The organism is Acinetobacter sp. OYA S30, from assembly GCF_033599315.1.
Classification (GTDB): domain Bacteria; phylum Pseudomonadota; class Gammaproteobacteria; order Pseudomonadales; family Moraxellaceae; genus Acinetobacter; species Acinetobacter baumannii.
In genome coordinates this window covers 23,129-43,738 of sequence record NZ_JAWVAV010000030.1, presented here as the reverse complement: position 1 = coordinate 43,738, position 20,610 = coordinate 23,129, and the positions used below count along the sequence as shown (strand labels likewise).

22 protein-coding genes and 1 pseudogene are annotated in these 20,610 nt (G+C 39.8%); 8 read left to right on the top strand and 15 right to left on the bottom strand.

Going from position 1 to position 20,610, the window contains the following annotated elements; genetic code table 11:
* Positions 1-130: 130 nt before the first annotated feature.
* Positions 131-701, bottom strand: a pseudogene (locus tag R5R67_RS14240) (TetR/AcrR family transcriptional regulator).
* Positions 702-777: 76 nt separating this feature from the next.
* On the opposite strand from R5R67_RS14240, the gene R5R67_RS14235 reads away from it, so the two are divergent.
* Positions 778-1,992, top strand: a complete 1,215-nt coding sequence (locus tag R5R67_RS14235) for an oxygenase MpaB family protein (protein WP_031988364.1) — start codon at positions 778-780, stop codon at positions 1,990-1,992.
* A gap of 69 nt (positions 1,993-2,061) precedes the next feature.
* Here R5R67_RS14235 and R5R67_RS14230 read toward each other — a convergent pair whose 3' ends face one another.
* The 4 genes from R5R67_RS14230 to def form a co-directional block, all read right to left on the bottom strand.
* Positions 2,062-2,268 carry a hypothetical protein gene (locus R5R67_RS14230; protein WP_000182542.1) on the bottom strand — a complete coding sequence of 69 codons (207 nt, stop codon included), beginning with the start codon at positions 2,266-2,268 and terminating at the stop codon, positions 2,062-2,064.
* Between the two features lie 53 nt (positions 2,269-2,321).
* Positions 2,322-4,436, bottom strand: coding sequence for a TonB-dependent copper receptor (locus R5R67_RS14225; RefSeq protein WP_001120665.1), 2,115 nt, complete (start codon positions 4,434-4,436; stop codon positions 2,322-2,324).
* 71 nt (positions 4,437-4,507) lie between these two features.
* Positions 4,508-4,936 (bottom strand): DUF2946 family protein, encoded by a 429-nt coding sequence (locus R5R67_RS14220; RefSeq protein ID WP_000231981.1) that lies wholly within the window; start codon positions 4,934-4,936, stop codon positions 4,508-4,510.
* A 36-nt stretch (positions 4,937-4,972) separates the two neighbouring features.
* A complete protein-coding gene (gene def, locus R5R67_RS14215; RefSeq protein WP_001196539.1) occupies positions 4,973-5,503 on the bottom strand; it encodes a peptide deformylase in 531 nt (176 codons plus the stop codon).
* A 122-nt stretch (positions 5,504-5,625) separates the two neighbouring features.
* On the opposite strand from def, the gene R5R67_RS14210 reads away from it, so the two are divergent.
* From R5R67_RS14210 to R5R67_RS14200, 3 genes are read left to right on the top strand one after another with little or no spacing between them, the layout of a single operon-like run.
* Entirely contained in the window at positions 5,626-6,780 is a 1,155-nt protein-coding gene (locus R5R67_RS14210) for a LysM peptidoglycan-binding domain-containing protein (RefSeq protein ID WP_005129904.1), read from the top strand.
* Positions 6,781-6,800: 20 nt separating this feature from the next.
* The gene (dprA, locus tag R5R67_RS14205) at positions 6,801-7,931 is read left to right on the top strand and encodes a DNA-processing protein DprA (RefSeq protein WP_096641032.1); all 1,131 of its coding nucleotides are present in this window, start codon (positions 6,801-6,803) and stop codon (positions 7,929-7,931) included.
* A 50-nt stretch (positions 7,932-7,981) separates the two neighbouring features.
* Entirely contained in the window at positions 7,982-8,551 is a 570-nt protein-coding gene (locus R5R67_RS14200) for an L-threonylcarbamoyladenylate synthase (protein WP_000633612.1), read from the top strand.
* Positions 8,552-8,942: 391 nt separating this feature from the next.
* Here R5R67_RS14200 and R5R67_RS14195 read toward each other — a convergent pair whose 3' ends face one another.
* Both R5R67_RS14195 and R5R67_RS14190 read right to left on the bottom strand, forming a co-directional pair.
* Positions 8,943-9,863 carry a DMT family transporter gene (locus R5R67_RS14195; RefSeq protein ID WP_000084546.1) on the bottom strand — a complete coding sequence of 307 codons (921 nt, stop codon included), beginning with the start codon at positions 9,861-9,863 and terminating at the stop codon, positions 8,943-8,945.
* A 105-nt stretch (positions 9,864-9,968) separates the two neighbouring features.
* Positions 9,969-10,619, bottom strand: coding sequence for a TetR/AcrR family transcriptional regulator (locus R5R67_RS14190; protein WP_086222322.1), 651 nt, complete (start codon positions 10,617-10,619; stop codon positions 9,969-9,971).
* Positions 10,620-10,755: 136 nt separating this feature from the next.
* Here R5R67_RS14190 and R5R67_RS14185 point away from each other — a divergent pair, with 136 nt between their 5' ends.
* The 4 genes from R5R67_RS14185 (at position 10,756) to R5R67_RS14170 (ending at position 14,169) form a co-directional block, all read left to right on the top strand.
* The gene (locus tag R5R67_RS14185) at positions 10,756-11,970 is read left to right on the top strand and encodes an MFS transporter (RefSeq protein WP_000372838.1); all 1,215 of its coding nucleotides are present in this window, start codon (positions 10,756-10,758) and stop codon (positions 11,968-11,970) included.
* A 21-nt stretch (positions 11,971-11,991) separates the two neighbouring features.
* Positions 11,992-12,756 carry an AraC family transcriptional regulator gene (locus tag R5R67_RS14180; protein ID WP_000786954.1) on the top strand — a complete coding sequence of 255 codons (765 nt, stop codon included), beginning with the start codon at positions 11,992-11,994 and terminating at the stop codon, positions 12,754-12,756.
* A gap of 122 nt (positions 12,757-12,878) precedes the next feature.
* Entirely contained in the window at positions 12,879-13,424 is a 546-nt protein-coding gene (locus tag R5R67_RS14175) for a glutathione peroxidase (protein ID WP_000194676.1), read from the top strand.
* Positions 13,425-13,569: 145 nt separating this feature from the next.
* Positions 13,570-14,169, top strand: coding sequence for a hypothetical protein (locus R5R67_RS14170; RefSeq protein ID WP_000757144.1), 600 nt, complete (start codon positions 13,570-13,572; stop codon positions 14,167-14,169).
* Between the two features lie 48 nt (positions 14,170-14,217).
* Here the strand turns inward: R5R67_RS14170 and R5R67_RS14165 are convergent, their stop codons facing one another.
* The 8 genes from R5R67_RS14165 to atpE all read right to left on the bottom strand — a co-directional run bounded on the left by R5R67_RS14165 (position 14,218) and on the right by atpE (position 20,552).
* Entirely contained in the window at positions 14,218-14,700 is a 483-nt protein-coding gene (locus R5R67_RS14165) for a DUF2846 domain-containing protein (RefSeq protein ID WP_030424137.1), read from the bottom strand.
* Between the two features lie 148 nt (positions 14,701-14,848).
* Complete coding sequence (locus R5R67_RS14160) at positions 14,849-15,268, bottom strand: F0F1 ATP synthase subunit epsilon (protein ID WP_000224542.1); 420 nt, start codon at positions 15,266-15,268, stop codon at positions 14,849-14,851.
* A gap of 17 nt (positions 15,269-15,285) precedes the next feature.
* The gene (gene atpD, locus R5R67_RS14155; RefSeq protein WP_000094481.1) at positions 15,286-16,680 is read right to left on the bottom strand and encodes a F0F1 ATP synthase subunit beta; all 1,395 of its coding nucleotides are present in this window, start codon (positions 16,678-16,680) and stop codon (positions 15,286-15,288) included.
* A gap of 30 nt (positions 16,681-16,710) precedes the next feature.
* On the bottom strand, positions 16,711-17,580 hold the full coding sequence (gene atpG / locus R5R67_RS14150; protein ID WP_001284971.1) for a F0F1 ATP synthase subunit gamma: 870 nt from the start codon (positions 17,578-17,580) through the stop codon (positions 16,711-16,713).
* 77 nt (positions 17,581-17,657) lie between these two features.
* Positions 17,658-19,202, bottom strand: a complete 1,545-nt coding sequence (gene atpA / locus R5R67_RS14145) for a F0F1 ATP synthase subunit alpha (protein WP_001186635.1) — start codon at positions 19,200-19,202, stop codon at positions 17,658-17,660.
* Between the two features lie 46 nt (positions 19,203-19,248).
* A complete protein-coding gene (locus R5R67_RS14140) occupies positions 19,249-19,785 on the bottom strand; it encodes a F0F1 ATP synthase subunit delta (protein ID WP_000818995.1) in 537 nt (178 codons plus the stop codon).
* A 12-nt stretch (positions 19,786-19,797) separates the two neighbouring features.
* Positions 19,798-20,268: a F0F1 ATP synthase subunit B gene (locus R5R67_RS14135; RefSeq protein WP_001024690.1), complete on the bottom strand. Its 471-nt coding sequence runs from the start codon at positions 20,266-20,268 to the stop codon at positions 19,798-19,800.
* 38 nt (positions 20,269-20,306) lie between these two features.
* Positions 20,307-20,552, bottom strand: coding sequence for a F0F1 ATP synthase subunit C (gene atpE / locus R5R67_RS14130; RefSeq protein ID WP_000424060.1), 246 nt, complete (start codon positions 20,550-20,552; stop codon positions 20,307-20,309).
* Positions 20,553-20,610 lie beyond the last annotated feature (58 nt).

Here is a 20,610-nt window from a genome sequence, read left to right as displayed (position 1 = left end):
AGTCCCTTTGCAAGTGAAAATTAAAATTTAATGACTCGAGCGTTTATTTTTAAATCAACACCAATATTAAGCCTTTGTTTTATATAAATAATTATTTTAATTTTTTATTTTTGACTTAAATAAGCCAGTATCATGCTCGATAATTCTCGCTTAAGTTGTTGTTCTGAGATAAGAAAATTATTTTGGCTTACATAACGCATCATCGTAAAAAGCGTACTATTAATAATTACAAAGGACTTATGCTTCACCTGTTCGAAGTCCCATTGATGAGGATTTCTACTGAATGTATATAACCCTACTTCAAAAAAATGCTTTTCTAAAATCTGAGCAGCTTGCGAATGACTATAGTCATGCCAATGTTTCAACACTTCTATAAAAAATCCATGATCGGCTTTTAATGCATTAAATCCCAACTCTATTGCTAAGGGAATGAGCAGCTCTAAAGGAATGTTTCCTTGCTGTATAACTAATTCTTTAAGTTGTTGCCCCAACAATTCGCTTTTACGGCGCAATAGTTCTTCTATGATTTGATCTTTATTCTCAAAGTATTGATAAATCGAGCCAACACTTACTCCAGATTTCTCTGCAATTTTAGGCGTCGTCGTATGTAGTAATCCATACTGGGCGATACACTGCTGTGTCGCCTCTAAAATATGGTCAACAATAATTTTTGAACGCTGTTGCTGTGGGACTTTTCTCATCGTTTTTTATTCGTTAAATGCGAATAATTATTCATATTAGCCTATTTATTATTCAGTTCAATAAGTAAGTAACGATATGCAAATGATTAGCCCGACTCGACTTGCTTCTTTTAATGACATGCAAGACAGTAATTTCTTTACTCAGTTTTTAAATATCTGTTGTGAAAAACCAGTACAACCAAGCTATACGGAATATGTGTCTTTACAACATGCCCTTTATGAAGGGGATATTGAAATGGATAAGGTGATTGATTGGGTTATGCAAAATCCCAAAGATCACCGAATAATTTTTGAGAAGATATTATTTCAAGGCCGTGATGAACTCTCTGAGCTTATACCTACTGAGTTAGAAAATTTCTTTAATTACATCGAACAAAAGCCTGAATGGTTAGATCAGCGCCAAATCGATGAGGCTGTTAAATTTACCCATCGTTTAGGAATAAATAATGGTTTTATTCTTAGAGATTTATCCTTAATGGCGGGATATTTATATCCGGGATTTAATCAACCCCTAATTTTAACGGGTGCATTAAAGAAAGAAGCGGGAACACGTTTAGCAGAAACCACAAAATGGTGGGTAGATATTACTGAACCCCAAGGGCTTTCTCGTTTGAGTGCAGGTTTTACGTCAACGATTTATGTTCGCTTTATTCATGCACTCGTTCGCCGGCAATTAAAAAAGTCTGACCGTTGGGATAGTGAGGTTTGGGGAATTCCTCTTAATCAATTTGATTTAGCAATGACTAATTTGGCTTTTAGCAGTGTCGTTTTACTCGGTATTAGAGCTTTAGGTATATGGCCAACAAAACAAGAGGCAAAGAGTTTTTTACATTTCTGGCGTTATGTTGGTTGGTTAATGGGTATTGATGAAAAATGGCTTATTCAGTCTGAACCTGAGGGTTGGAGGTTACTTTACTGGATGCAGTTTGCTCATCCTCGCTCCGATCACAGCAGTATTGAATTAGGATTGAGCTTGTCGAAAGAACCTTTTGAAAGAAAATATCTGCATTTACGCTCTTTACAGCAGAAACTTGCTTATCGACAACATTTAGAACTTACCCAATTTTTTATTGGTAAGAAAAGAATGAAACTACTCGGATTGCCTCAGCAATCTGCCTCATGGTTTGCTTATTATTTAATTGTGCGTAATTTACTACTTTATAATGGCGCAAAGCTTTCACCAAAAGTTGAAAAGTTTTTATCTAAATCAGGCCGTAATATACAAAAACTTGGCTTAACGCTTTATCAGAATCAAGGTAAGGCAAAAACCTTAGCAAGTATGCATCAATAATTCTGGAATCTAAAAAAGCAAAAAATGGAAGCCCGTTATCCAGGCTTCCATTTTCAACTATTAAGAACCTTATTGAGCTGATGAACTATGCATTTCAGCGTGATTCATTTGCTCATGTGACTCCATCATCTGCTTCTTTTTTTGACTTGGCATGTAGTCAGGCTCATTGTTGATGGCCAAGTAAAAAATAATCATAAACAATACACTCAAGATAGAAGCCACAATAAGTAACTTCCATCCCCACCAAGACTGTTCAGGCGATAATTTATTAGTCATTTCATTTCTCTCATTAAATTAATAATTTCAGTTCTTTAATTCGCTAAAGCTTATTAAAACTTCATACTCATACGAACCCAGTAATTTCTTCCGATATTGTTAAACTGCTCTTCGCTCGCAAATCCAAAGCCTGCACTACCCGCTTTATTTAAGTGTTCGGTATAGGTCTTATCTAATACGTTATCAATGCCAACAGAGACATCAATATCTTTACGAAGGTTATAACTTCCGTTTAAAGAAAGTGTTGAAAAACCTTTACTTGGTTTTAGGTCATATCCCACGATATTACCTTGATGTAGACTCACACGGTTTTGCTCAGCAACAGCTCGCCATAACAGACCTAAGTTATATTTGTCAGCCACATAGCGAATATTTAAACGACCTTCTAAAGGTGAAATTTGAGGTAGAGGTTTGTCATCTGTGGTGTTTTTGCCCCACGCATACATCGCACTCAAATCTGCCTGAATACGGTCAGTGAATTGGTACCCAATACCCGCTTCTGCACCAGCGATGGTTGCATCGACATTTTTGGCTCCCGCAGTAATATCATGGCTCATATCATGTCCATCCATTCCCATACTTGGGTGATGGTGGTAACTCATTAATATGTAGTCATCTACTAAACCTGCATAGGCAGAAGCCCATGTGTTTAAAGCACCATGTTGTTGCTGAAAACCCAGGTCCAACTGTAGTGTTTTCTCAGGATTCACACCGTTAAAAGTATTGGTTGAACCCGCATTACCATGTTTAGGCGAGAAAAGTTCCCAATAATCAGGCATACGCTCTACATAACCTAAACCAATATAACTTTTTAGGTCATGCTCAGGATGTTGATTTTCCCAGCGAACAAATGCGCTTGGCAAAGTCTTTTCAAGCTTCGTGTTAAAGCCTTTTGCTTGAGAATCAGCACGTTCATCTTCAACTGTGACTCGATCTAAACGTGCACCTGTAACCAGCTTATTTTGATCGTTCCATTGATAGCCGAGTTCGCCAAAAGCGCCGTATGATTGAAAACGCATATCTTGACGATATGGAACATTCATAGAAGGCATTGTTGGCGATGACATGCTGCCACCATGTTTATTAAATTGAGAGTCAACGCCTGTGATCAAACTCCATTTGTTCCATTCAGAAGTCATTGCCAAACGTGAGTTTAATGTACGGCGTGTCACTTGCATGGCCATTGCATTTGGCATCAGCATGGTCATACCACCATGATTCATTTCAACTAATGGTGGTGTACGCAAGCTAAAGTTATCCATAATATGGTCGTTATAGCTATAGTTCACCTGCCCTTCAATTTTCTTGATCACATCAGTGATATTTTTCTTTTCAAAACGAAGCCCTAAACTTTCACGCGCAAACTGAGAACCATCCATTGAACGTCCAGCATAAAGCGATTCACCATCAGATTTCCCACCCGTGATTTCGACCCACGTGTTTTCATCTGGAGTAAAGCCAAGCGCTACATCAGCATTCCACTTTTTCCATGCTGATGGAACTGTATTGCCATTACCATCTTGATAACTATTCGACTCTGAACGGTTAGCATTTAAACGGATATATTTTTTCTCATCGCCAACGGCCGCTTCAATATTATGGTCAATACGCCCATATGAACCTAGCAAGACACTCGCTTGACCGCGATAGGGTTTTTCAGAGGTAAGCTTTTCAGGCTGACGTTCAAACAGAACTGTTGCAGCTGAACCAGTATTGGCATATTGAACCGTTTGTGGTCCTTTAATCACAGAAATCCGGTCATAACTTTCTGGAGAAATATAAGAAGTTGGAGCATCCATTCGGTTTGGGCAGGCACCCAGGTTCTCTGTGCCATCCGTTAGAATTTTAATACGTGAACCAAACATACCTCGGAATGTCACATCACCATTTGTTCCACCGCTTTGAATTGAATTAAAACCCATAATACTTTGCAGATAGTCTGCGCCATCTGTGGCAGGGACTGGCTGAATCGGTTGCTTTGGATCTGCATGTACAATCAGACCATTTGCATCGTTGCCTTGTTGTGCGGTAACAACAATAGGTGCTAATGAATGAAGTGTGTTGGTATCGGCATCATTTTTTTCTGGATTAGCAAAAACGAGACCCGAATGAGAGACAGCAAACATCGCAACCCATAAAGGTTGTAGTAAAAATTTAGAATGTGGCATTTTTATACGCTCTAAAACATAAATAAAGTGATATCGAAGTCAGTTAAGACCCCAACAAAAATTGCTTTTATTTATGCAAATAGAGGCGGCGCACGTCCTTGCGGGAGTAGGAAAAGTCGCTGTAGCGCAAAGTAAACATGCCGGAAAGCTTGTTGATACGCGACTAAGCGAACTTGTATACGAACAAGCACCTCTTTTACGCCAAATTCAGGTGGTAAAACCAAATTGGCATAAACGGTACAATATTGACACTGATGGTTCGCATCATGGTGATCATGATGGTCAGGTACTTGCGCCTGTTCGATATGATGCTGGTGATGTGAATGGTGCATGGCATGTGACATGGCTTCCGTCTGTGCTTTTGGTTTAAGCAAAGCACGGGTAATAGTTTCACAGACCGGAGCAATTTGATATTGCTTCGGTAATAGCGGCTGTAGAAATACCGCAATCTGTAAAAATACTGCTGCACAGGCAAGCAGCAAACCACTACGAAAAACCAAAAATCACATCCACACTATATTGGTGTTTGAAAAATATTAACGTTTTACCGCAACTTTTTCACGTTCGCGTTGGCGAACAATTTTTTCGACTTTTTCACGCGCACGCTGACGCTTAAGTGGTGACAAATAATCCACAAACAATTTGCCATTTAAGTGATCCATTTCATGTTGGATACAAACAGCGAGAAGTCCGTCAGCTTCTATCTCAAATGCTTGACCTTCAAGGTTAATTGCCTCAATTTTCACGCGTGACGGGCGATCAACTTTGTCGTATATTTGTGGCACTGATAGACAGCCTTCTTCGTACGGCTGCGTCTCTTCAGTCAGCGGAGTTACTTTGGGGTTAATGAAAACCATAGGTTCATCTTTAGATTCAGACAAATCCATGACGATAAGCTGAATATGACGATCGACCTGAGAAGCTGCTAAACCGATACCTGGTGCCGCATACATGGTTTCAAACATATCTGCTGCAAGTTGACGAATTTCATCAGTAACTTCTTCAACGGGCTTAGCAATGGTACGAAGACGGGGATCAGGAAAACTTAAAATAGGTAATAAGGCCATACTGTCGTCCTCACTTATGCCATTGATTGAAAAACCAAATGAAGGAAATACTTCATCGAAAAATTGTGTGTAAGCCGCCCATTATAACGCAACTGCACACATAATTTTTAGGAATTATCATAATGAAAAAGGTTTTTAACGGCATGGTTAATTTTCATGCCTTGGGGATAAAGAAGCATTTACTTGCCTTGGCGCTCTGTACAGGTGTCGCAATCGGTACGATAGCAGAGGTTCATGCAACCAGTCCGAACCATAATCCACCCTCACTTAAAAGTAATGCACCCAATGTATATGTTGTAAAACGTGGGGATACTTTATGGGATATTTCAGGACATTTTCTAAATAAACCATGGCGTTGGCCTGAAATCTGGGCGAGCAACCAACATGTTAAAAATCCACACTGGATCTATCCGGGTGACCGATTACTATTATGTAGCCTAGATGGGCGTCCTTTAGTCGGTAAAGATGAGGGCGATGGTTGTGTAGGTATTATTCGCCGCTACACTGGGCAAACCACTCACTTACAACCTCAAGTTCGCGTCGAAGCATTAAATAATAGTGTTCCGGTTATTCCACTTGAACATATTAAACAGTGGTTAGAGAACAGTACTATTTTACCAGCCGACTCAATTACCAACACACCTTATATTGTTGGTACAGCCGATCAACGTGTACTTGCAGGAAAAGGCCAGACTATTTATGCACGAGGACAAGGCTTAATTAATGGGCAGCGTTATGCAGTCTACCGAGAAGGTGAACCTTACTATTTCACAGACAATAAAGGTAAAAAGCATAGTTTAGGGATTGAGCTACTACAGGTTGCTTCAGGTGTTGCGGTCTCTTCTGAAAAAGATATTACTACATTAGAACTAACAGATAGTTATAACGCTGAAGTACGTCGTGGCGATCGTGTTATGCCTGAAGAACAAGCTACTTTGCCAACATTATTTTACCCAGTAGATGCGAAGCAAGTGACGGATGGTGGCAAGATTATTCGTGTCATGGGTTCAATTGGTAGAGCTGCAAAAAATAGTGTAGTGACTTTGGACCGCGGTACAACTCAGGGCATTCAAGTAGGTCAAGTTTTTGATATTACTCAACAAGGTGAATCAATTCGCGACCCTAAAACCAAAGAAGTAATTCAACTTCCTGGCCAACAAATTGGCAGTCTAATGGTTTTTAGAACTTTTGATCAGCTAAGTTATGCTTATGTTTTAGAGAGCGATTTACCAATTAAGGTTGGTTCAAGCATTCAGCCACCTCAATTTAATGATTAATGCTGGATGTACCTTTTACAATGCTCACTCAACTTTCTCCACACCACTACCACACACTTAAAGTGTGGTATTTGGTGCAGCACTCTTTAGTCAGCTTTAAAAAAATTATTGATTATTTTGGAAATTGTGAAAAAGCCACTCAACCTGATGGTTTAGCAAAGTGGTCCTCTCTGGGGCTACATGCTAATCACTTAAAGCGTGTAAACGAATTTCAAACGACCCAAGGTCAGGCGCAGTTTGAACAACTTGTACAACAAGTTCGTCAGCATACGGATTTTATTTTAACGCCAGATGACTCTGGCTATCCTACTCAATTACTTCCTTATACAGATCACCCACCTATTATTTTTGGGAAAGGTCAAGCGCAAGCTTTATTGCAACCTCAAATTGCGATTGTCGGTAGCCGAAAACCAAGCCCACATGGACGACAGGTCGCTTATGATTTTGCCTATTACTTAAGTGAAAAGGGCTTTTTCATTAGTAGCGGTCTGGCTTATGGCATTGATGAAGCCGCTCATCAAGGTGCATCTGCTCATCAACGTACCATTGCAGTGACGGGTACGGGCTTAGACACTACTTATCCAGCTCAAAATAAAAAACTTGCAGAATATATTTTGGCTCAAAACGGCGCCATTATTACTGAGTTTTTACCGGGTACACCGCCATTACAACAGCATTTTCCACGTAGAAACCGAATTGTCAGCGGTTTGAGTTTAGGCGTTTTGGTGGTAGAAGCGACATTAAAAAGTGGCTCACTCATCACGGCCAATAAAGCTGCTGAACAAGGTAAAACCGTATTCGCGATTCCGGGCCATATTTATAGCGAGTTTCATCAAGGATGCCATCAACTTATTCGTGAAGGTGCAATTTTAATCGACCATCCTGAACAGATTATTGAGGATCTTGCTTTACCAACCCAATGGCAAAGTCAGCAACAAAATCAAACTGAAGAAGCTAATACGAATACTCCAGAAATTCCTGAGCATCTGATTGACCTTTATCAGTCTTTAGACTGGGTAGGACAAAATATTGACCAGCTTGTAGTTCACCATAATATTCCAGTTTCTGAACTGACCTCTTCACTAATGGAACTAGAACTACTCGGTTTATGTATGCAACAATCAGGGCTGTATTTACGTTGTCGTTCTTAGTATTAGAGCGCACAATAGCGATTCTGTTTGATTGAAAGGAAAGAATTACCATGATTACGACCTCAGTGACCGAAGCAGCCGAATGTTTACAACAAGGTCAAGTTTTGGCATATCCAACTGAGGCAGTCTGGGGACTAGGCTGTGATCCATTTAATGAACAAGCTTTTCAAAAAATTCTTGAATTGAAACAGCGCCCTATTGAAAAGGGCGTCATTTTATTGGCTGGCCATATTAGTCAAGTAGAACATCTACTAACTTCCTTACCGCAAACTACTCAGCAAGAAATTATTGATTGCTGGACAAACCATCAACCCTCAGAAAGAGCCACAACTTGGCTATTACCTGCTGATCAACACATCCCCTCATGGATTAAAGGCGAGCATCCTCTTGTTGCGGTACGTGTAACGACACATCCTTTATGTGTCGCTTTATGCAATGCTTTTCATGGTTTTATTGTATCGACGAGTGCCAACCCTAGTGGACAAGAACCTGCACATTCTTTACAAGATGCCTGCCAATACTTTGGTTCACAATTAAACTATCTCAATGGTGATTTAGGCCAAAGCCAACAGCCAAGCCGCATCATTAACGCCTTAACTGGTGAAGTGATACGTCCTTAATTCCAGACAAAAAAAAGCTCAGTTATATAGGGATAACTGAGCATAAAAAAGGATGGGTATATACCACATCCAGAGGGTTTGGATATCTCTGGAACGAAAGAAAAATTGCTTAAAAGAGCATCTTTCGTAGTGGTCGCTATTATGTGGCAAGAGACTTAATGTGAGAAATATATTATTTCTCTAAAAAAAGCATGAAAAGTGTAGGGAATTTGGCGTTTTTAGCAGTTGAATTAAAATTATATTAATATTTTTATTGGCCTTTTTTAATATTTATGTTACACAATCTTTTCATAAATATATTTATAAATCATATAGAAAAGCTTAGATTGATAAAAAACTGGCATATTTTCATCACTTTTTTTAAAAATATGCCATAGTTTTTTTATGATTCTTAATTTTGCTCTGGCAAAAGATCTGATTTTTTAGAATTAACCTTCTTTTGTGCCATGATAATGCCCACCAGAATCATAATTCCGCCGAAGGTGTGATATATGGTCCATTGTTCAGATAACCAGATACTTGCAATAATGGCGGTGAACACTGGCACAAGATTCATAAAGATACTGGTTCTATTTGGCCCAAGTTGTTGTACGGCTAACATCCAAACTAGCGGCGCAATGAGTGAAGCAAATACACCGGCATAAATTGCACTTGGCGCATTTTGTGCATTTAAGGCATCCAGACCAAACCAGAAAATTAAAGGAAGATGGAACAGCACGGAAAACCCAATCTGAACGTATAAGCTTGTCATAATTGGAAGTGGGAGCTGCCATTTCTTTAAGAAAACTCCATAAAATGCATAGAAGAATACGGCAATAATCATCAATGCATCGCCAAGGTGCCCGCCACCACTTAAAAGCTTATTAATATTTCCTTGGGACATAACGTATAGCAGACCAGCAAAAGACAAAATACTGCCAAAAACTGCAAAGCGATTAGGCACATCTTTTAAAATGGCAAGCGAAACAAAGATCGTAAAGATGGGAATAAATGCATTCACAATCCCCATATTGGTTGCACTAGTATAATGGGCAGCCGTATAAGCTAAGCCTTGATAAAGCACCATCCCAAATGCACTTAACACAGCAAGCTTAGGTAAATATGGTATTACTAGTCGTCTTTGTCTCCAAACAGACAAAAACATAAATGGAGTCAAAATAATAAAAGCGATTAACCACCGATAAAAGCTAATACTTACCGGAGAAATATAGTCCGAGACATAGCGGGTGACTACAATATTTAAAGACCAAATCAGTACTGCCAGAATGGGAAAAATAAATGCCCATTTGTGATATTTCATGACCTGACTCATAGTAATACACCAACTACAAAAGAGACTTTATTTTGAAGAATGTCTTAATAAATTGAAATATCGTATTTCCGACATTGATATTGAACTTAAGACATCATTTATTTTTTAAAATAATGTCCAAGCTTTCATGGCATGTTCTACCACTTTATGTAATTGTTCGGTACTTGCACCATCTCTAGCCTGAATGGTAAGCCCCTGAATAACAGTCGCATAAAAATCTGTCATTTCTTGTAGAGGGGCACTAATAGGCAAATCGCCCTGCTCTACACCTTGTTCAAGACGTTTTAATAACTTTTCTTTGGTCTTTATTCGCTTATCTAAAAGATTTTGCTGTACCTCTTGTGTGGCATCAGAACAGTTCATAGCAGCGACTACCAACATACAGCCAGCTGGCTTATTGGGTTGAACCAATCGTTTTACATTGTCATAAAGATATAACTCAAAAGCGATTTTTGCAGTTTTTGCCTCTAAAAATATTGTTTCAATAGGACATGCTTCATGAGCGAGATAATAGTCAATACTTTTGTAAAACAAACCTGCCTTATCGCCAAAAGCACTATATAGGCTAGGCGCTGTAATTTCTAAAGCATGTGTTAAGTCACTAATAGAGGTTGCTTCATAGCCATGTTCCCAAAAAAGTAACATAGCTTTCTCTAACACTTGCTGCTCATCAAAGCATTTAGGGCGTCCACGCTTCTTTTTTAACGTGTCCTCATTAACAAGATCTGTTTCATGCCTATTTGTCATAAAGATCACATCTATTTTTATAACAATCGTTATTAAATTAATTGACGTTCAATTTTTTATCAACTATTTTATTTTCATAATGATCGTTAGTTAATTATAAATTTGCCTTTCTTCACTTCGAATTTAGCAAAGTAAGGATTTCTTTATGGACCAATCTACTACCTCTAAAGCACGACCCATGACTTCCACACAAGGGAGCTGGTTTGCTATTTTGGCTGTTGCCATCGCAGCCTTTGCCTTGGTAACGAGTGAATTTTTACCTGTTGGTGTCTTAAATAGCGTTGCAGCCGATTTACACATTTCTGTAGGTACAGCAGGTCTTATTATTACAGTACCCGGCATTATGGCAGCGATTGCAGCCCCACTATTACCCGTTTCAGTAAAGCAACTCGACCGCCGTTATGTGCTTATTTTACTGACTGCTATTATGGTGATTGCCAATACCATTACGGCTTTTGCAGAAAACTTTCATGTTCTATTGTTGAGCCGTTTGATTTTAGGGATTTCAATTGGTGGCTTCTGGGCAACAGCAATTGCCTTAAGCGGTAAGCTAGCACCTGCAAATTTACCTATTGCCAAAGCAACTGCTGTAGTAATGGCTGGTGTAACTTTCGCCACTGTACTAGGTGTACCGATTGGAACATGGTTAAGTGAGTTTTATGGGTGGCGCAGTGCCTTTGGAATTACAGCTGCTATCGGTCTTGTTGTATTAGTGCTTCAGCTTATTTTCTTACCAAAACTTTTACCAGAGTCAGCAATACATATTCGTGATTTACCTGCATTATTACGCACACCTAAAGCACGTAGCGGCATGCTTATTGTTTTATTAATTGGGCTTGCTCACTTCTGTGCATACAGTTATTTAGCCCCTTTCTTTAAAAATGTAGCCGGGTTTAATGGCACAACTATTAGCTCATTATTATTGCTTTACGGAATAGCCGGTATTTTTGGAAATGCATTTGCAGGGTACAGTGGTAATTTAAATGTTCGATATACCTTAGCTTTCGTTGGAACATGTTTTGCCATCGTATTCTTTGGCTTCCCAATCTTTGCTATCCATGAGTTTGGTGCCATTGTCCTTACAGCATTATGGGGCTTCGCATTTGGCGCATTCCCTACCTCTGCCAATATTTGGATGTTTGTACACGCACCTCATGCTGTAGAAAAAGGTATGCCGCTTTTTGTTGGTATGTTCCAAGTCATGATTGCTACAGGGTCATTATTAGGTGGTTATGTAGTTGATCATTTCAATGAAAATACTTTAATTTATGGGGTATTAAGCTTCGTTGCCTTAGCTTTAATTAGTACATTTACCTTAGCCAAAGGTTTAAACAATCCCAAAGCAACATGTGAAAATTAGAATATTACTTAGAGTAGACCCATGAAAAATGAGGACCAACAATTTTCTTTATTAGAGAGTATAGAAGTTCATGAATTTCTATACGAGAAAGAAGATATTGTTCGTCCTCATGCTTCACTATGGGGCGATTTCAATTTTAGTTTAAATGGTATTTTAGAAATACAGGTAGAAGAGCAAATATACTTGTCTCCTCCAAGCTATGGGCTTTGGATTCCCCCTCAAACGGTTCATCAATCTACCCATATCGATCATGAAATTCATTATATCTGCATTCGTTTACACCCTCGGCTTTGCTCTATTTTAGGAGATATCTGCCGATGCTTTAGTATTCAGCCCTTCTTTCGAACCTTAGTTTTACAAATATTGGAACAGCAAAAACAAACGGAAAAGCCTGAATATTTAGAACATCTTTTACAGGTTTTATTCGATCAATTACAACAAGCACCCGCCTATTCTCATTATTTACCACAAACACGGCATCCTGTTTTACTGCCAATTTTAGAAAAGCTTTCAGACCCATTACTTTTTAATCTCTCTTTACAGCAGTTACTTCAGAACTTTTCTGTCAGTGATCGTCATTTATTACGCTTAAGCCAACAAGAACTACAACTTTCACTATCCGAATGGCGTAATCGAGCCAAAATTGTTTACGCCATTCATCAGATCCGTCAAGGAACACCGATTAAACGCCTAGCATACGATTTAGGATATCAACACAGCTCAAGTTTTATCGAATTTTTTAAAAGATATACAGGCCAAACACCTGTTCAAATCAGAAATAATTAGATAGTAAAACTGCTTTTGTATATCTTTTTATTTTTTGAACACGAATATTATTGCACTACTCAAGAATAGCAGTTAAAACAAATGCGTTACTTGATATCAATTACAATCTTCAGGAAAGACTCATGACTCAATCTGTATATCATATTCCAGTAAAAGCTATTTCAGGCGAAACGGTTGACCTTGACCAATATAAAGGGAAAGTTTTATTAATCGTAAACACAGCGTCCAAATGTGGTTTAACGCCACAATACGAAGGTTTAGAAAAGCTGTATCAAGCAAAGAAAGATCAAGGTCTTGAAATCTTAGGCTTCCCTGCAAACAACTTTAAAGAACAAGAACCTGGTTCGGATGAAGAAATTCAACAGTTCTGCTCATTAAACTACGATGTTCATTTCCCACTTTTCTCTAAAATCTCTGTAGCTGGCGAAGATAAACATCCACTTTATCAAGCGCTAACAACAGCTCAACCAGAACGTATTGGAGAAGGCCCTTTCCGTGAGCGCTTAGAAGGTTTAGGTATTCCTACTAACCCTGCCCCTGAAGTGTTATGGAACTTCGAGAAATTCCTAGTAAATAAAAACGGTGAAGTTGTTGCGCGTTTTGCACCTAACTTAACAGCAGACGATGAACAAATTGTAAAAGCAGTTGAAGCAGAATTAGCTAAATAATTTTTGCATCAAACTAATAAAAGGAGTGCTATAGCACTCCTTTTTTATTGTCTACTCAAAATGTTGTTCATTTGCAACAATACCTTATTTCTACATATTTTATGCATATAGTACCTACTTGCTTCAGTTGGTATTGTTTGTAGTTATGAAAAAAGTTTTACAAGGTGCATTTTTCCCATTTGTGATTTTTGCTTCAGGTATGTTGTTACTTGGATGTGATCAGGCACAAGACCACGCAAAGGAACAAGAATCCGTTCAGACTAACGATCAAATATCAGAACAAGCTGATGACTCTCAACAAGAAATCACAGCTACACAAAATAAAACTGAATTAAAAAATGGTAATGTTTTTTATATCGTTCGTGATGCCGCTAACTTACAATTAAAGGCTGGCGACTATATCGAAAAGCTCAAGGATACTCAACTTGACGTTGAACAAGCTATTCAAGATAAAGATCAGCATGAGCTAAAAACAACTGTGACGACTTTGAAAGCACAGTTAGAAGGTTTAAACCAAGCTTTGCTTGGTTTAGATATCAGAAGTCAGGAAGTTGAAAATATCCGTCAAAGCCTACTACAGGCAAACCAGCAAGCTTTAAGCATGCCTTTATTAAATGGGAAATTAGAGCAAATTAATTTCGACCAAATTGAAAAGCAACTTAATACCATCCAAATGGATATGGTCAAGCTCGCTGCTATGATTATGGCAGGAGATGAAAAATCAGATTCAAAAACTGATTCTTAATTTTCTTTTTAGCAATAAAAAAAGCCACCGAAAGGTGGCTTTTTTTATTTAATTCACAAGTGCTATAGTTACTTTACTGCATTTACCTGCCTCAGCTAAACGATATTCATTAATTGCTTTCTGACCTTGTGCATCATCTACTAATTTTAAATTAGCGCCACCAACAAAAACGCCTGGTTTAATATATTGCTGAACAAAATACTTTTTCCCAGCTTCAGTTTTAAATTTCAAATGATTTGGCGAAAATTCTGATTCAGTTGAAACTGTATGTTCTTGATTACCAGCAACTTCTTTATAAAAGAATATACCACGTGCTGTTTCGCCCAGACATTCTCCATCAACCCATACATCTTTTTTCAGAGCACTACCGACTATATTATTAGAACGGTACACATAAATTACTGCATTTCCATTTGTTGGAGCTGTTAATTGTTTTGCTTGCTGAGCTAACTGTGGATTAGCCTGTGGCACGGATGCACATCCAACAAAAGCAGTGGATACAAGGATAGGTAGCCAATATTTAAATTTCATTTTAAGTATCTCTTATTTATGATGATTTAAGTTTTGAGACGCAAATTTACATTAAAAACATATTATTTGATATATAAATATCATTTTGATATCCAATATGATAATAAAAAAGCCACCTTTCGGTGGCTTTTCAATCTCGAACCGCGTCTTATTGAGCGCGGTTTTTGATTTTACGGATAGTTTCAAGCTGTGCAGCGGTTTCTGCCAAGGCAGCCAACGCAGCAGCTGAGTCCAAATCACTCTTTTGGTTTGCAAGCAATTGTTCAGCATTTTTACGTGCTTCTAAAATTGCAGCTTCATCCAAATTGTCAGCGCGGATTGCAGTATCTGCAAGAACCGTCACAACATGAGGTTGAACTTCTAAAACACCGCCAGATACATAGACGATTTCTTCTGTACCATTTTCCAACAGAACACGAATCGGGCCCGGTTGAAGCAAGGTTACAAGTGGAGCATGCCCTGGCAAAATACCAAGTTCACCACCTGCACCTTTCGCGATTAACATCGTCACTGCGCCAGAGTAAATTGACTCTTTAACACTTACGACATCACATTGCATAGTCGCCATGAGATGATCTCCTTAAATTAGAGTTTCTCAGCTTTAGCAATCACTTCGTCAATACCACCAACCATATAGAACGCTTGTTCTGGGATGTGATCGTATTCACCAGCTAATAGACCTTTAAAGCCACGAATCGTTTCTTTAAGTGGTACTAATTTACCAGGAGCACCAGTAAATACTTCAGCTACGTGGAATGGTTGAGAGAAGAAACGTTGGATTTTACGCGCACGGTAAACAACCAATTTATCTTCTTCTGCCAACTCATCCATACCCAAGATTGCGATGATGTCTTTAAGCTCTTTATAGCGTTGCAATACGTTTTGTACTGCGCGCGCAATTTCATAGTGCTCTTGACCAACAACTAATGGGTCTAACTGACGTGAAGTTGAGTCAAGTGGATCGATCGCTGGATAGATACCAGAAGATGCGATGTCACGGCTCAATACTACTGTTGCGTCTAAGTGAGCAAATGTAGTTGCAGGCGATGGGTCTGTTAAGTCATCGGCAGGTACATATACTGCTTGGATCGAAGTGATCGAACCAGATTTAGTAGATGTAATACGCTCTTGAAGAACACCCATTTCTTCTGCAAGTGTAGGTTGGTAACCTACCGCAGATGGCATACGACCTAACAATGCTGATACTTCAGTACCTGCAAGTGTATAACGGTAGATGTTGTCGACGAATAATAATACGTCACGACCTTTACCGTTTTCGTCTTTTTCATCACGGAAGTATTCAGCCATAGTCAAACCAGTTAACGCTACGCGTAAACGGTTACCTGGTGGCTCGTTCATCTGACCGTAGACCATTGCTACTTTGTCAAGAACGTTAGAATCTTTCATTTCGTGATAGAAGTCATTACCTTCACGAGTACGCTCACCAACACCAGCAAACACAGATAAACCTGAGTGTGCTTTCGCGATATTGTTGATCAATTCCATCATGTTAACGGTTTTACCAACACCAGCACCACCGAATAAACCAACTTTACCACCTTTCGCAAACGGGCAAAGTAAGTCAATTACTTTAATACCAGTTTCTAAAAGGTCAGTAGAAGCTGCTTGTTCAGCATAAGAAGGCGCTTGACGGTGAATCGGCAAACGTTCTTCAGTCGCAACAGGACCTGCTTCATCGATAGGACGACCTAAAACGTCCATGATACGGCCAAGAGTGGCTGTACCAACTGGAACAGAGATCGGTGCGTTTGTGCTAGTTACAGTAAGACCACGTTTAAGACCTTCTGTAGAACCCATTGCGATGGTACGAACAACACCATCACCAAGTTGTTGCTGAACTTCTAAAGTAGTTTCAGTACCGTCAACTTGGAGAGCGTCATAGATCTTTGGAACGCTTGTGCGCTCAAACTCGACGTCGATAACCGCGCCGATGATCTGAATGATACGACCGCTACTCATTGCTGTCTCCTCAATTCAAACTTAATAATGTTAAACGGCAGCGGCACCACCAACGATCTCAGAGATTTCCTGAGTAATCGCGGCTTGACGCAGCTTGTTATAGATGAGTTGTAAGTCTTTGATAAGCTGACCTGCGTTATCTGTCGCTGCTTTCATTGCGACCATACGTGCAGATTGCTCACATGCGACGTTTTCAATCACACCTTGATAAACCATAGACTCGATATAGCGAACTAATAAACCATTTAGCAATTCTTCTGCTTCTGGTTCATAGATGTAATCCCAACCATAAGTACGGTTGAGGTCATCGCCTTCTTCTGCTGGTGCTAAAGGAACAAGTTGCTCAACTTTAGGCTTTTGTGTCATTGCATTGACGAAACCATTTGATACGAGATAGATACGATCTAATTCGCCTTTATCAAATGCATCAAGCATAACTTGCACTGAGCCAGTTAACTGTTCCAAACTAGGGGCATCACCAATTTGAGTGGTTGCACCCAGCACTTTACCGCCGTAATTCTTAAAAAACGAAACCGCTTTTTGACCAATCAAAGCAAATTGAACTTCAATTGACTGCTCTTGTTGTGCTTTGACATGCTGCACAACTTTCTTGAACAAGTTAATGTTCAAACCACCTGCCAAACCGCGATCTGAAGATACAATGATGTAACCAACACGCTTAACTGGGCGGTCCACCATATAACGGTGTTTGTATTCAGGGTTTGCTTGTACCAAGTGAGCAATTACACGGCGCATATTATCGGCATACGGACGGCCCTGAGCCATGCGCTCTTGCGCACGACGCATTTTTGAAGCAGCTACCATTTGCATCGCGCGAGTAATCTTTTGCGTGCTCTTGATACTAGCTACTTTGGCGCGAATTTCTTTTAAATTTGCCATACGCTTAACCTAGTATTCGAAAGCCCTTTCGAGCTTCCGAAGGTTGATCCGTGAACCAAACTTAACTAAAACTGAACTTAGTAAGTTTGAGTCGCTTTAAAGCTTTCAATACCAGCTTTGATTGCTGCTTCGATGTCTTTGTTGTAGTCACCAGTTTCATCGATTTGTTTCATCAACGGAGCATATTCTGAACGGAAGTAAGCAATTAACGCAGCATCAAAGTCTACGATTTTCTTAACTTCTACGTCAGCCATATAGCCTTCGTTAGATGCATAAACAGAAACAGCTTGGTCAGCAATTGAGTAAGGAGCATATTGTTTTTGCTTCATTAACTCAGTTACACGTTGACCATGTTCAAGTTGTTTACGAGTTGCTTCATCAAGGTCAGAAGCAAACTGAGCAAACGCAGCCAATTCACGGTATTGCGCTAAAGCGGTACGGATACCACCAGACAATTTTTTGATGATCTTAGTTTGAGCAGAACCACCAACACGAGATACAGAGATACCCGCGTTCACAGCAGGACGGATACCTGCGTTGAATAATGATGTTTCTAAGAAGATCTGACCGTCAGTAATCGAAATTACGTTTGTTGGTACGAATGCAGATACGTCACCTGCTTGAGTTTCAATGATTGGCAATGCAGTTAAAGAACCAGTTTTACCAGTTACTGCGCCATTAGTGAATTTCTCAACGTATTCAGCAGATACACGTGAAGCACGTTCAAGAAGACGTGAGTGAAGATAGAATACGTCACCTGGATACGCTTCACGACCTGGTGGACGACGTAAAAGCAATGAAATTTGACGGTAAGCAACAGCTTGCTTAGACAAATCATCATAAATGATAAGAGCGTCTTCACCGCGGTCACGGAAGTATTCACCCATTGTACAGCCAGAGTACGGAGCTAAATACTGCATTGCAGCAGGATCAGCAGCCGCAGCAGCGACAACAGTTGTATACGCCATAGCGCCAGTTTCTTCTAGCTTACGTACAACGTTTGCAATTGTTGATTGTTTTTGACCAATCGCAACGTATACACATTTAATGCCAGAGTTTTTCTGAGCGATAATCGCATCGATCGCCATTGCTGTTTTACCAGTTTGACGGTCACCAATAATCAACTCACGCTGACCACGACCCACAGGAATCATGGTATCAACTGATTTATAACCAGTTTGAACAGGTTGGTCTACAGATTGACGCCAAATTACACCTGGTGCTACTTTTTCAACAGCATCAGTTAATTTTGCATCAATTGGGCCTTTACCATCAATTGGGTTACCCAAAGCATCTACGACACGGCCAAGAAGTTCAGGACCAACTGGAACTTCTAAAACACGACCTGTACAACGAGCTTTTTGACCTTCTTGAAGGCTTAGGTAGTTACCTAAAACAACGGCACCCACTGAATCCTGTTCTAGGTTCAGTGCCATACCAAATAAGCCGCCGTCGAATTCGATCATTTCACCGTACATTGCATCAGCAAGACCGTGAATACGCACGATACCGTCGGATACCATAACAATGGTACCTTCGTTTTTAGCGGTCGCGCTGGTGTCCAGATCTCCGATACGCTGTTTAATGAGCGCACTGATCTCGGATGGATTCAGTTGTTGCATTGCGCTATTCCTCAATCTTTTATTAGTTCAGTCTTCATCATTTGCATTATGCAAGAAGACGAGTACGCATTTTTTCAAGCTTGTTAAGCGCAGAATCATCTATCACTTGATCGCCTGCACGAATTACAACACCTGCAATAAGCTCAGGTTTAACTTCAACTGAAACAGTTACTGTGCTGTTAAAACGCTTTTCTAAAGCAGATTTCAACAGTTGCTCTTGTTCAGCAGTTAACGGGAAAGCCGATTCAATCACGACATCCACATTGTTGTTATTCTGTGATTTAAGCTGTTCATATTCTGCTGCAATTTCAGGTAACAACACTAATCGATCGTTATCTGCAAGAAGTGTCAAAAAGTTAGACACTGCTTGAGACTGATCTTCACCTAAAACTTTAGCAAAAAGCTTCACTTGCTCCGCAGGAGTAAGTTCAGGGCGATTTAAATAAGCGGAAAATGCTTCGTCTTGCACCGCAGCACTGAGCACTTGTAACGCATTCGACCAATTGTCTGTTGCACCTTGCTCAGAAGCATAAGCAAATGCTGCTTTGGCATACGGACGTGCCAACGTCAAGAGTTCAGCCATAATTCGCCTCGCTTAAAGTTTAGCAGCCAGCTGAGACAGCATGGCGTTATGAGCTTCTGCATCAACTTGTTGGTTCAGGATCTTTTCTGCACCAGCTACTGCCAAGGCAGCTACTTGTTGACGTAATTCTTCGCGAGCAGAATTGATTTCTTGATCAACAGCTTCTTTAGCCTGTTGACGAATACGCTCACCTTCAGCCGCAGCTTGAGTACGAGCTTCTTCGATCAATTGCGCTGCACGACGGTTCGCTTGTTCGATCAATTGAGCCGCTTGTGCTTTAGCCGCATCAAGCTCTTGCTTTACTTGCGCTTGTGCATCGGCAAGGTCAGCTTTCGCTTTTTCTGCTGCATTTAAGCCATCAGCGATTTTGCGCTGACGCTCACTAATCGCATTGATTAGTGGTGGCCAAACAAACTTCATGCAGAATGCGACAAAAAACGCAAACGCAATCGCTTGACCAATCAATGTGAGGTTGATATTCATTGCAATTCCTCAAATAGTGGATTTAGGAATTAAGCTGATTAACCTACAAATGGATTAGCGAAGATGAAGAACAAGCCAATACCAACACCGATCATAGGCACAGCATCAAGAAGACCCGCGATTAAGAACATACGAGTTTGAAGTTGTGGAGCTAATTCTGGTTGACGAGCAACAGCTTCTAAAAAGCGACCACCCAAAAGACCAAAACCAATCGCAGTACCCAAAGCACCGAAAGCGATCAAGATAGCAGATGCAATTGCAACTAGACCTAAAGTGAGTTCCATGAAAAATTCCTCAGAGGTTAGGTTATTACCAAATTAAATTAAAAAAATTCAGCCCAAC